Genomic DNA, 12,107 nt, shown 5'->3' on the forward strand with positions numbered 1-12,107 from the left:
ATACCAACCTTCGTTACATTGTCAGAGCCGCTACTTTATTCAGGCTCCTAGGATCATCTGGTGATACAGATGGTTCACTCATTAAGCGGTGAACAGCGCTTCATACGACTTCACGTCGCACGCCCCATTACGCGTTAACGTAAATACTCTAATGGCAGCTGTGGGGTGAACAAAGGACCTTGCTGTTAACCTCAAGGAAGCAAATCTATTCCAAACAGCTTCAGCAATAAAGAAAACAGCCAAAAGCAAATTACAGTTATTAATGAGCTGATGAGTAACGATAGCCAAAAACTGTAGCGCTGCATCAGCATGGGGAAAAGTAAAAACATGGGCAATGTGAGAAGTACATACCAAAAAGTGTACCAAGCATGATTGGCTATTTTCTCTGACGGCTGCTTTTCAACATATAACCAAATCATGGCTAAAATTGTGACTGTCGGTAAGGCCACTATGAGTGCGCCTAGTTTATCATTTCGTTTTGCTAGCTCCGATGCCGCGACAATGACCGTAGCGGTGATCAAATACTTAGTTATTAGCCAACCCATATAATACCCTTAAATCTAAAAACCGATTGCCTATCGGTTTTTGTTGTGGCAATATAGCCAGCGAATTAAATAGAGTAAAGTGTTATGCAATTAGGTGAACTAGAAAAATTAGTGCTTCAACATTTCTGGAATGTCAAAGAGGCGGATGCAAAGCAAGTACATAAAGTACTGGGGTTAGCTCGTGGTAATTCGTTAAATACTATCCAAAGTACGCTTGATAGGTTATTTAAAAAAGAATTACTTAAACGCACTAAACAAGGTCATGCGTATTGTTATTCAGCCAGAGTAGATCGTGAAGGCTTAATTGCTCAACTTATTTCAAATGTAACCAGTGACTTTGTTGATGATGGTGAAAATAGCTTAATTGCTGCGTTCAGTTCTGCTTCGGCACAGCTTAATGACGAACAACTCGATACATTAGAAAAAATGATCGAGAAACAACGCCAGCTAAGAAAGGAACGGGCTTAATTATGTTAGTTGGAGATATGGCAATCGTTCTAAATTTGCTCAGTGTTTCAGTGCTTGCATTTGTGATCGGTATTGCAACTGTTGCTGTCGTATCTCGTTTTGTGTTGTTCAGACTCAAACAAGTCAGTTTTAATAGTCAAAAGTTTATATTGTGGTCACTAGTGAGTGCACCTTGGTGGATAGCCTTTTCTTGTATTGGTTACTTTATGCCTTACTCGTTAGGGTTTGATAAAGTTTTTAACATAAGCTGGTTCGAAGATTTTGCCCATTGGCACCATATCGATATTTTTAGCTTTTCAAGTTGGCACGCGTTAACCTTACTTTTAGCACTAATCTATTTAGCTTGGCGCGTAACTAAGACTACCTTTGTTAGAACCAAACAGTCCATCGCATTATCGAGTTTACTAAGCTTTACTGATGCACAAGGTGCTAGGACGACTAATGGCAATCAATATTTATTGATGCCTGTTAAAGTGCCTGTTGCCTTTACTACAGGTTTTATATCTCCCAAGATATATGTATCAACCGGACTACAAACCCAAGTTAGCGATGAACAACTTAATATCATCGTTAATCATGAACTGGCCCATGTAACGGCAAGAGACCCGTTATTTAAAGTGCTTTTCACGGCACTTGCCAGCTTCTATCCGTCACGTATAAAACAAACCCTAATCGAGCAATATGTCTTAATGACGGAAAAGATGGCCGACAATGAGGTCACAAAAGAATACGACCACCTTGATATCGCACAGACATTAATTGATGTCGCTAGACTTCAAAAAGCACTTCCTACGGACTGCGATCAGGCGTCTGTTAGCTACTTCGGACATGATTACACGAGTCTTCGTGTTGAGGGTTTATTAAATCCAATTAATAAACCGTCACTTACTACTATCATCATTACTCTAGCATTATTGGCAACTATGCCAGTACTAGCGGCATCCACTGTCGATAGTTTTCATCACTTTATCGAAACTTTTTTCATCCATTAATTAAGGATATGGAATGAGATTTAATTTTTATAAAAGCAACGGAAAAAAACCGATCGGCAATCGGTTTTTGGCTGTTGGTCTAGTTTTAACAACGGGGGCTGGTTTAGTAACATCAACTCCCTTTTTGGCTAATGCGCAGTCCCAGCAGCAATTACAGTCATCACATCAGGTTATAAATTTAAGCAAGGCTGTGACCATGACTCTACAAAGTCATCCTGAGCTAAAAGCCTTGATAGCTCAAGAAGCTGTGTGGCAAGGTAATATCGAGCAAGCTGGCATTGGAGAGCGTCCTCAAATAGGTTTAATGATTGAAGATGCGTTAGGGACAGGTGAGCATAGCGCATTACAAAGTATGCAATCAACGCTCACATACTCTTGGTTGCTTCAACAAGATCAAATTGATGGCAGAGTTAATGCGGCAAAAAGCCAAGCAAATGCAGTAATAGTAGAGCAAAAAATAAAAGCCCTCGATTTATCTGCGATTGTTGCTAAACAGTTTGTTGAAATCTTGATAAAGCAAGAGCGCTTGAAACTCAATCAATTAGCGGTGTCTCAGGCACAGGAAGTGGTTGACGCTATTGCCAAAAGAGTAAAAGCGGGTAAAAGTTCCAATGTTGAAATGCGCTTGGCTCAAGCCGAGCTGGTTCGAAGAAATCTCGCTGTAGAAGATTTAGAGCACGAATTAAAAGCTAGTCATTATCAACTGTCATCCTTATGGGGCAAGCCTCAGGCTGAGCTTAAATTAACTGGGAATTTAATGCTTAAGCCGGAAATTCCCTCGGTAGAAAGCCAGCTAATCAAGCTTAAGCAAGTCCCACAAATACAGCAGTTTGTTAATGAACAACGTATCGCTCAGTCTCAAATGGAGCTTGCACGCATTGAAGCAAAACCTCAGTGGCAACTCACTGCGGGATTGAGACGATATGAAGCGACAAATGACTTTGGTTTAGTAGCGGGTATATCTATTCCTTGGGGGAATGACAATAGCAATGCAGGAACAATAGCGGCCTTACGCGCAAAACAAGATGTACTGGCAACTCAGCAACAAGCCTTAATGCAGAAACTGGATGCACAGCTATATGTGCTATTACAAGAAATGGCGCATTCCCACCATGTCATTGAAACGATTCAAGCTGAAATTATTCCCGTACTAGAAACCGCATTGACTGAAGCAAGTCAGGCATTTGATATCGGTAAGCTTAGCTACAACCAGTGGAGTGATATACGTAGAGAGCTGCTCAGCGCCCAAAATCAGTTACTTGATGCTTATCAATCTTTGCATTTACAACATATTGAAATTCAACGCCTAACTGGCGTGCCCGTTAGTGATAGCGAGTAAAACCATGAGTAAATTTATGAAAAATAAAAATATTCTGTCGTCATTGAGCTTGGCGATTATTATCTCATTCACAGGTGTCGTCGCACCTAATGCTATTGCAGCATCAACACCTGCGGCAGAGCAAGCTGAACCAGAGAAAGGTCCACACCGTGGGCGCATGTTACGAGATGGTGATTTTGCCATTGAACTCTCTATTTTTGAAACTGGTGTGCCACCAGAGTTTCGTGTTTGGGCGACAAATGATGGACAACCTATAGACCCAAAGAATGTCGATTTAAACGTAAAATTAATTCGCCTAGGCGATGGCACTGATGATATTAACTTCAATGCTCAAGGTGACTTTCTTCGCGGTGATATGGTGATTTATGAGCCTCACTCTTTTGTTGTTGCCATTGAAGCAACTTATCAGGGTAAAAAGTACAATTGGCGATATGACAACTTCGAGGGTCGCACCACAATTGAACAGGCAGTTGCCGATGCAATGGAAATCAACACTGAAATCGCAGGCCCTGCGACAATTCATCAAACCATACCCGCTTATGGAAAATTAAGTTTACCTGTGGACGCTAAGCGAAACATTGCTGCGCGTTTCGATGGTGAAATCACCAAATTACACGTCAATTACGGTGAAATTGTTAAAAAAGGGCAAACGCTATTCACAGTAGAAAGTAATGAAAGTCTTAAGCCCTACGTTATTAAAGCGCCCATTAACGGTGTTATTACCCAGTTATTCGCAAACGCGGGTGAGCAAACTAATGGTAAAACCTTACTCACCATTACCAATCTTAATCGCCATATTGCCAAATTAGCGGTTTATCCTTCGGATTATTCCAAGGTTAAACTGGAAACGCCAGTTACGTTAAACATTGAAGGTCATGAGGACCCCCTTGTAGGTGAGGTGTCATTTATTGAACCTAGCGTGAGAGATGATCAGGCAAGAATAGTTTGGGTCGAATTAGAAGGTCGTAACCTTGCCGAAGGCGGCTTCGTAAAAGCTGACATTGAAGTTGCAACCATTGATGTGCCACTGGCTGTAAAGCGTGTTGGCTTACAAGGTTTTAGAGACTTTACTGTTGTTTACGCCAAAGTGGGTGAGCAGTATGAAGTTCGTATGCTTGAGTTGGGCCGCACTGGAGGCGAATGGATTGAAGTATTAGGTGGCCTAAAAGCGGGAACCGAATACGTGACCAACAATAGCTACATCTTAAAAGCCGACATTGAAAAGTCTGGCGCATCACACGATCACTAGGAGTGTATAAATGTTGGAGTCAATTTTACGCTTTTCAATAAAGCGCAAATTCCTTGTCATGGTGATGGTGTTAGCTGTGTCAGGTTTGGGTATATGGAATTTTACCAAACTACCGATTGATGCAGTGCCTGATATCACCAATGTGCAGGTAATGATCAATACCGAAGCGGCTGGGTTTACGCCATTAGAAGTTGAGCAAAGGGTAACTTTTCCGTTAGAGACCGCATTGTCGGGTTTACCGGGGTTAACCTATACCCGCTCAGTTTCTCGTTATGGCCTATCTCAAGTGGTTGCAATATTCAGTGATGATACTGATGTCTATTTTGCCCGTCAGCTTGTTAATGAGCGTTTATCAGCGGCACGCGCTGAGTTACCGCTGGGCTTAGAGCCTCAACTTGGGCCAATTGCGACAGGTCTTGGTGAAATATTCATGTTCACTGTTGATGCTGAGCCTGATGCTACACATGCTGATGGCACGCCTATTACACCAACGGATTTACGAACCGTACATGACTGGACAATAAGACCACAGTTAATGCGGGTGCCGGGTGTAGTAGAAGTGAACCCGATAGGCGGATTTGAGCGTGAAATATTAGTCGCTTTCAAACCTGAAAAGTTACTTGCTTTTGGGCTGTCACAAGCCGATGTGGTTGATGCAATTTCGCAAAACAACCAAAACCAAGGTGCAGGCTTTATTGAGCAAAATGGCGCACAGTGGTTGTTAAGGCTGCCCGGTCAGGTTACTGATATGACTGCCATTGGTAATATTCCGCTTAAGTCGCTTGATGGTTCATCAATTTATATAAAAGACGTAGCCGATATTGAAAACGGCAAAGGGCTTAGAACTGGCGCTGCTACACAAAATGGTCGTGAAGTGGTGATGAGTACGGTATTTATGCTTATTGGCGAAAATAGCCGCACAGTAGCTCATGCCGTGGGAGAAAAGCTCAAGGAAATTAACGCCACTTTACCAGAAGGTATAGTCGCAACTGCTGTTTATGATCGCACTAAATTAGTAGATAAAACGCTACAAACGGTTCAGCTTAACCTGATCGAAGGGGCGATATTGGTTATCGTTGTACTCTTTGTGCTACTGGGTAATTTCAGGGCTGCATTTTTAACAGCCTTAGTGATCCCATTTGCCATGTTGATGACAGTAACAGGTATGGTACAAACTCGCGTGAGTGCTAACCTGATGAGTTTAGGCGCGTTAGATTTTGGTTTGTTAGTCGATGGTGCCATTATTATCGTGGAAAATTGTCTTCGCAGGCTAAGTCAAGCAGGAAACAAACCTCTGCCGCTAAAAGAACGCATGGAACTCGTGTTCGAAGCCACAAAGGAAGTCATACGTCCAGCGCTATTTGGCGTGTTTATTATCACCGCTGTTTACTTACCCATTTTTGCTCTTGAGGGTGTTGAAGGCAAAATGTTCCACCCGATGGCGATCACCGTGGTTATCGCGTTACTTAGCGCTATGGTGTTATCGGTTACCTTTGTACCCGCTATGGTTGCCTTGTTATTTAAAAAGCCTGTGAAAGAAAAACATAGCCCAATAATTCGTGGTGCTACTGTTCTTTACAAGCCTGCTTTAAACTGGGTTTTAAAAGCCCGTTGGTTCGTTGTTATAGCCGCAACAGTATTAGTGGGTTTCTCAGGTTATCAGGCAACTAAGTTAGGTAGTGAATTTGCGCCTAATTTGGATGAAGGTGATATTGCCATGCACGCGCTGCGAATTCCGGGTACGTCATTGTCTCAAGCAATCGCGCTTCAGGAATCTTTAGAAGATAAAATTAAACAAATGCCAGAAGTTGAACGCGTCTTTGCCAAAATAGGCACTGCCGACGTTGCAACTGATGCCGTTCCGCCAAGTGTCGCAGATAACTTCATTATCCTGAAACCTCGCGAGTTGTGGCCTGATCCAGATAAGACAAAAACTCAAGTTGTAGAAGAGTTAGCCGCGCTAGTAGAGCCAATTCCGGGGAACCGATATGAGTTTTTACAGCCAATACAAATGCGTTTTAACGAATTGTTAGCTGGGGTGAGAGCTGAACTTGCGATAAAAGTGTTTGGTGATGACTTTGATACGTTGACTACGTTAGGCAGTGAGATAGAGGGTGCAATCTCTCAGGTTGAAGGTGCCGTAGATATACAAGTTGAGCAAACCACTGGTTTACCCATGCTTAATCTTGTGCCAAATCGTGAAAAACTGATGCAGTTTGGTATTAGTATTAGCCAAGTACAGTCTCAAGTGGCAATGGCTATGGGCGGTACAGTTGCAGGTAAGTTTTATCAAGGCGATGTGCGCTCAGATATTGTAGTAAGGCTCACAGAGTCCAAACGTAATGATATCGATTCAATACCTTATTTACCGATAACGTTGGCTGATGGACATACAGTACCACTTAAAGAATTGGTTGATATTGAGCTGATATCGGGTGCTAACCAAATAAATCGTGAAAATGGTAAACGTAGATTGGTAGTAACTGCCAATGTTCGTGGTAGGGACTTAGGTAGTTTTGTTGCAGACATACAAGCAGCCATTAATGAAAACGTTGAAGTACCTGCTGGTTATTGGGTGGAATATGGCGGCACTTACCAAAAACTGCAATCCGCTTCAGAGCGCCTGAGTATTGTTGTACCTGTCACTTTAATCATGATTGTTGGTTTATTAATCCTCGCCCTTAACTCGTTTAAAGATGCCATGATCATCTTTACGGGGGTTCCGCTTGCATTAACTGGTGGTATTGCTGCGCTGTTACTACGTGATATTCCGTTCTCAATTTCGGCAGCGGTTGGCTTTATCGCCTTATCGGGCATCGCCATCCTAAATGGACTGGTTATGGTGTCGTTTATCAGAGAACTGCGCAAAGATGGTTTGGCACTTGATAAAGCAATCTTTGATGGTGCGCTGACGCGTCTTCGACCTGTGTTAACAACCGCACTCGTTGCTTCATTAGGTTTTATTCCTATGGCGTTAAATACAGGCATAGGCTCGGAGGTTCAGCGGCCTCTGGCAACAGTAGTCATTGGTGGCATTATTTCGTCAACGATTTTGACTCTGTTTGTCATCCCTGCCTTATACAGAATTTTACATAAAGAAAAGGAGTCTATTTTGACTGATGTTGAAGTATTGGAGTCTCAAGATGCCAAGTAACATGATTAAAGTACTGACTTATCTGACGATTGCGCTGTTAGCGCTTGTCAGTATCGAAGCTTTTGCTCACGGAGTCGATGATAAAACCAGAGCATTTTTAGAGCAAAATAATGGAGTACAGTTTATCCCGTTTTTATATATAGGCGCTAAGCATATGATAACGGGCTATGACCACTTGCTGTTTTTAGTCGGTGTTATCTTCTTTTTATATCGTAGCCGTGACGTACTGTTGTACGTCACCATGTTTACTATTGGGCATAGTACAACCCTGTTATTTGGTGTGTTAAGTGACATACAGGTCAATGCTTATTTAATTGATGCCATTATCGGTTTTTCCGTAATTTATAAGGGCTTCGATAATCTAGGTGGCTTTAAGCTTTGCTTTAATTGGCAGCCTAATACCCAATGGGCGGTGCTGATTTTCGGTCTGTTTCATGGCTTTGGTTTAGCTACCAAATTACAAGAGTTTAGCCTAGCTGATGAAGGTCTTATTACCAACCTGATTGCCTTTAACTTAGGTGTTGAACTTGGTCAATTTGCTGCGCTCGCACTTATTTTGATCATGATAAATGCATGGCGAAAACTGCCTTCATTTCAACGCTTTTCGACAGTCACAAATACCGCACTAATGAGTGCTGGTGTGATGTTGATGGGCTTACAACTTGCTGGTTACTTTACCATTTAATCGATTTTTAACTTATAGAAATACAGAAATAAAAGAGAATTTTATGCAACATACAGTTAGTACCAAAACACTCGTTAAAGCGAGTATTTCAGCAGTCGTTGTCGCGGCTATTGCACTGGTTACCTTTATCTTACCAGCAGAGTACAACATCGATCCGACAGGTATTGGAAACAAGTTAGGTTTAACAGCACTTGCACAAGCGGCTGAAGTGGAAACAACGTCATTAGAGACAACTAAAGGCACGGATGAGTTTCAAACAATAGAAGTGACAGTCCCTGCGGGACGCGGCATCGAATATAAATTTTATATGAAGCAGCATGAAAAAATGACTTATGAATGGTTAACCGATGGTGTTCCATTGTACTTCGATTTACATGGTGAGCCAGAAGGTGACACAACGGGATATTTTGAAAGCTATGTTATTGCTACTACTAATGAAATGAAAGGTAGTTATACCACGCCATTTGAAGGCTCTCATGGCTGGTACTGGAAAAACAAATCAGACAAGCCAGTTTCAATACAGCTAATGGTCAAAGGGCAATACAAAGTTATTGGCCTTAAACAATAACGAATTTAACTTTACGAATTTCATACAAAATGGAGACTAAAATGAACAAACTAATATCAATCGTTGCGCTTTGTGGTGCCTTGCTAACTAGTAATGTACAGGCACATGGAGATCATGGTGTCATCAGCGGTCAGAAAGCTGTTAGCATCGCTGCAACACATATTCAAAAGATGACATTTAAAGACGCTGGTTTTGAAGTTGGTAAGTTAGATGAGTCATGGAAAAATATTGATAAGTCGCAACTTTCGATTGCTAGCGTTGAAGACAATTTCTACGTAGTTAGTGCATCTAATGCTAGCAACGAAGATAAGCTTTACTTCCAAATTGCAAAAAATGGTCAAGTTATAGCGGTTAAAAATAAAAACAACTTTTAACAAAATAAGAAGGCACCTTTTGATACATGAGGTGCCTTTGTTTTTGTACCAAGTCCGCTTTTGGCACAGAGCCACTGGTCGGCTCTAACTCATTAATTAGATGGTACGCCCCACCCATTAGCTAAACTCATAGTGTTGGCTATTACAGGAGGAAACCATCATGTCAGTTGCAAAAGTCATAGGTATTGATTTAGGTAAATCAACCTTTCACCTAATTGGTCACGATTATTCTGGTCGTGAAATATTTCGCCATAAATACTCCAGAGCAAAGTTAGTCGATTTTCTATCTGTCCAAGAATCAACAGTTATTGCAATGGAAGCTTGCTGCGGTGCTCACTGGCTAGCAAGGAAATGCAAACAATTTGGACATGAGGTTAAGCTAATACCAGCTCAATATGTAAAACCTTATGTTAAGACCCACAAGAATGATTACATTGATGCAGATGCGATAGCAGAAGCTGCAACAAGGCCAAACATGAGGTTTGTTTCAGTCAAAACAGAAGAAGCTCAACTAGGGACCGTTATTAGACGTGTTCGTTCTGGCTATATTAAAGAAAGAACCGCCTGTATGAATCGAATTGGCTCGATACTACTGGAATTTGGACTTAGCTTTCCGAGAGGCCATCATCAAATGAAAAACTTGTTCCAATGGATAGCTGATCAAAATGAAGTGTTGCCACCGCTATTGATTGCAGAGCTAACAACTCAATATGAATATTACAATCAACTAAATGTGTGGATTAAAGCTCAAGAAGATAAGTTATTAGCGTTAAATAAAGAAAACGATATAGCTAAGTTATTACAAACAATTCCAGGTGTTGGACCTATGACTGCATCATGCTGTATATCAGCAGTTGGTAGTCCACAGGATTTTGATAATGGACGTAATTTTGCCGCTTGGCTAGGGTTAGTTCCATTTCAATACTCAACGGGCGGTAAACCTAGAATGTTAGGTATTTCCAAGCGAGGGAATAAGGAACTGAGAGAGTTATTTATTCACGCTGCTCGTGCCGTTATGTGGCGGGATAAAACAGCGGAAAAGTTCTTTGGAACATGGTTGATAGATTTAAAATGTCGAAAGCCATTTAATGTCGCACTTGTTGCTTTAGCAAATAAAATAGCAAGAATAGCTTGGTCTGTAATGACCAAGAAGAAGCCCTTTGAAATTAGAGTTTAAGTCAGTTTGCATATGATAATTAATGATGACAAAACGGTTAGACCACCAGATTGAAGACCTTGTGGACATTTCAGTAAGATAAAGTACTTTCTCATTTTTGAGGACAATCTGGCGCAGATCTCATCGTAGAGCTGGGACTAATGAAAGTCTCTAATAGACTCTGAATACATTAGCGCAAACCATCTCCGTTATTTTTAGTTATTAACTTGCAAAACGGGGCGTACCATACATTCTGTCCAAAAACAATTTTGGGGCTCAAATGATTTGGTTTCTCATGCTTCAACTTACTTTAGTTGATGCAACTAGCTAATTCTTAACCTTTCCACCATTTCATTTAAAACTTTATATTGTATTTCCCTTAGCATACGTAACTCTACAGCGCGTGTAGGGGTAGTTGGCATTTCTAGGACTTCTTTGTAAAGAATCTCAAATACACCTTGAATGTTTTTAACCATGGAATCTAAGTAAGTTGCAGCTCCCTTGTCTGGCATGCCAATTTCATTTGCAAAAGCCAAAACATCATCTCGCCTTAATTCATCAAATGTTTCTTTTCCATTTATCGGTATTGATAATTTTTGCTCAAGTGGTTTAGTCCCTTCTTGCACATATATTATCGTAGACAATAAATCATAAAATGGTGTCAGCTGTGGATCCCCATCCCCATAATAAAAGCTAATATTTTTTAGGTGTGCATCACCGTTTCCTATAAGAAAATTAAAAATAACCCAGCGATATAGCTTTATTGTATCTTGTGCCTTAGTCCGAACTTTGCCCAATATCTTCTTATAAATTTCAACAGTTGAAGCTGCATATTTAAAATCTTTACCAAAACTCAATAGTTGACACGCATCAATAATGTGTCGACGCTCTTGATTCGGGTATTTACCATACCGGTCAAATCTTTCAACTAAATAGATAGGCTCAGGTACATACAATAACTCCACTTTTGGTACATCTATACCCATCATTTTAGCAAGCCTCATAACAAACCATTCATTACAAGTCGTTTGCCAATAATCATCAGGCTCTGAATGATCTGGTTTCAATATATGAGTGGAAGGCGTACCTGCATTACCTTCAAAAAAATCAGAGCCTTTTTTTATAACTAGCATTTTATATTGTGCCCCAGCGAGTGACATCCTACTACCTTGTCTCTTATTCAATGGTGCTTTAGGGAGAGCTTTTATCCTCTCTGAAAGAGCAGATAATTCTAGAGGCTCAGCACTTGGATCTGGCAAGCCCCCCCCTTAGGCAACATTATTAAGGCACCAGCGGACTCAATACCTGACACTTCTAGTAATGCAAATGAATCGTAGTAGTCAACTTGCGCATCTTTTGCTAATAATTTGCGCGCGTTTTCTTCGGGTAAAAGATTATCAAAAAAGCTCTAAACAGGACGTTTAGTACCTGTATCTAACGTCATTTCATTTTGAACATTAGGCTTGCGCAATCTCACCCTTTCAAGGGCGAGTCAAGCAAGAGGTAACTAGTCTTTTTTCTGACTTAAAGCGCGTGAAGTTTTTACGGCTCTTTCACTTGGCGGTGTGTTTTGATTT

Annotated in this window: 11 protein-coding genes and 1 pseudogene; 9 read left to right on the forward strand and 3 right to left on the reverse strand. The window is 41.0% G+C overall.

Features of this window, described 5'->3' with window-relative positions:
• Positions 1-191 precede the first annotated feature (191 nt).
• On the reverse strand, positions 192-545 hold the full coding sequence (locus NH454_RS21570; RefSeq protein ID WP_130051661.1) for a DUF3147 family protein: 354 nt from the start codon (positions 543-545) through the stop codon (positions 192-194).
• 84 nt (positions 546-629) lie between these two features.
• On the opposite strand from NH454_RS21570, the gene NH454_RS21575 reads away from it, so the two are divergent.
• From NH454_RS21575 to NH454_RS21615, 9 genes are all read left to right on the forward strand, one after another.
• Entirely contained in the window at positions 630-1,013 is a 384-nt protein-coding gene (locus NH454_RS21575; RefSeq protein WP_028834938.1) for a BlaI/MecI/CopY family transcriptional regulator, read from the forward strand.
• Positions 1,014-1,015: 2 nt separating this feature from the next.
• Positions 1,016-2,005: a M56 family metallopeptidase gene (locus NH454_RS21580; RefSeq protein WP_126873597.1), complete on the forward strand. Its 990-nt coding sequence runs from the start codon at positions 1,016-1,018 to the stop codon at positions 2,003-2,005.
• Positions 2,006-2,018: 13 nt separating this feature from the next.
• Positions 2,019-3,344 (forward strand): TolC family protein, encoded by a 1,326-nt coding sequence (locus NH454_RS21585; RefSeq protein WP_126873595.1) that lies wholly within the window; start codon positions 2,019-2,021, stop codon positions 3,342-3,344.
• A gap of 16 nt (positions 3,345-3,360) precedes the next feature.
• On the forward strand, positions 3,361-4,593 hold the full coding sequence (locus tag NH454_RS21590; RefSeq protein WP_126873594.1) for an HlyD family efflux transporter periplasmic adaptor subunit: 1,233 nt from the start codon (positions 3,361-3,363) through the stop codon (positions 4,591-4,593).
• A gap of 10 nt (positions 4,594-4,603) precedes the next feature.
• Complete coding sequence (locus NH454_RS21595) at positions 4,604-7,747, forward strand: CusA/CzcA family heavy metal efflux RND transporter (RefSeq protein WP_126873592.1); 3,144 nt, start codon at positions 4,604-4,606, stop codon at positions 7,745-7,747.
• Positions 7,737-8,432 (forward strand): HupE/UreJ family protein, encoded by a 696-nt coding sequence (locus NH454_RS21600; protein ID WP_126873610.1) that lies wholly within the window; start codon positions 7,737-7,739, stop codon positions 8,430-8,432. The genes NH454_RS21595 and NH454_RS21600 overlap by 11 nt, the downstream gene beginning before the upstream one ends.
• Before the next feature lie 43 nt (positions 8,433-8,475).
• A complete protein-coding gene (locus tag NH454_RS21605) occupies positions 8,476-9,000 on the forward strand; it encodes a hypothetical protein (RefSeq protein WP_138534089.1) in 525 nt (174 codons plus the stop codon).
• Positions 9,001-9,041: 41 nt separating this feature from the next.
• Positions 9,042-9,374, forward strand: a complete 333-nt coding sequence (locus NH454_RS21610) for a DUF6488 family protein (RefSeq protein WP_126873588.1) — start codon at positions 9,042-9,044, stop codon at positions 9,372-9,374.
• A gap of 160 nt (positions 9,375-9,534) precedes the next feature.
• Positions 9,535-10,551, forward strand: coding sequence for an IS110 family transposase (locus NH454_RS21615; protein WP_138534068.1), 1,017 nt, complete (start codon positions 9,535-9,537; stop codon positions 10,549-10,551).
• A gap of 302 nt (positions 10,552-10,853) precedes the next feature.
• Here NH454_RS21615 and NH454_RS21620 read toward each other — a convergent pair whose 3' ends face one another.
• On the reverse strand, positions 10,854-11,789 hold the full coding sequence (locus NH454_RS21620; RefSeq protein WP_235374368.1) for a HipA domain-containing protein: 936 nt from the start codon (positions 11,787-11,789) through the stop codon (positions 10,854-10,856).
• A pseudogene (locus NH454_RS21625) lies at positions 11,762-11,878 on the reverse strand (hypothetical protein); the annotation flags it as partial. The pseudogene NH454_RS21625 and the gene NH454_RS21620, both read right to left, overlap by 28 nt.
• Between the last annotated feature and the right edge of the window lie 229 nt (positions 11,879-12,107).

Origin of the sequence: Pseudoalteromonas sp. Ps84H-4 (assembly GCF_024124645.1) — a bacterium.
Taxonomy (GTDB): Bacteria; Pseudomonadota; Gammaproteobacteria; order Enterobacterales; family Alteromonadaceae; genus Pseudoalteromonas; species Pseudoalteromonas lipolytica_C.

Excerpts from the sequence above, each read along its gene's own strand:
- NH454_RS21570 (WP_130051661.1), bottom strand. The coding sequence starts at position 545 with ATGGGTTGGCTAATAACTAAGTATTTGATCACCGCTACGGTCATTGTC.
- NH454_RS21575 (WP_028834938.1), top strand. The coding sequence starts at position 630 with ATGCAATTAGGTGAACTAGAAAAATTAGTGCTTCAACATTTCTGGAAT.
- NH454_RS21580 (WP_126873597.1), top strand. The coding sequence starts at position 1,016 with ATGTTAGTTGGAGATATGGCAATCGTTCTAAATTTGCTCAGTGTTTCA.
- NH454_RS21585 (WP_126873595.1), top strand. The coding sequence starts at position 2,019 with ATGAGATTTAATTTTTATAAAAGCAACGGAAAAAAACCGATCGGCAAT.
- NH454_RS21590 (WP_126873594.1), top strand. The coding sequence starts at position 3,361 with ATGAAAAATAAAAATATTCTGTCGTCATTGAGCTTGGCGATTATTATC.
- NH454_RS21595 (WP_126873592.1), top strand. The coding sequence starts at position 4,604 with ATGTTGGAGTCAATTTTACGCTTTTCAATAAAGCGCAAATTCCTTGTC.
- NH454_RS21600 (WP_126873610.1), top strand. The coding sequence starts at position 7,737 with ATGCCAAGTAACATGATTAAAGTACTGACTTATCTGACGATTGCGCTG.
- NH454_RS21605 (WP_138534089.1), top strand. The coding sequence starts at position 8,476 with ATGCAACATACAGTTAGTACCAAAACACTCGTTAAAGCGAGTATTTCA.
- NH454_RS21610 (WP_126873588.1), top strand. The coding sequence starts at position 9,042 with ATGAACAAACTAATATCAATCGTTGCGCTTTGTGGTGCCTTGCTAACT.
- NH454_RS21615 (WP_138534068.1), top strand. The coding sequence starts at position 9,535 with ATGTCAGTTGCAAAAGTCATAGGTATTGATTTAGGTAAATCAACCTTT.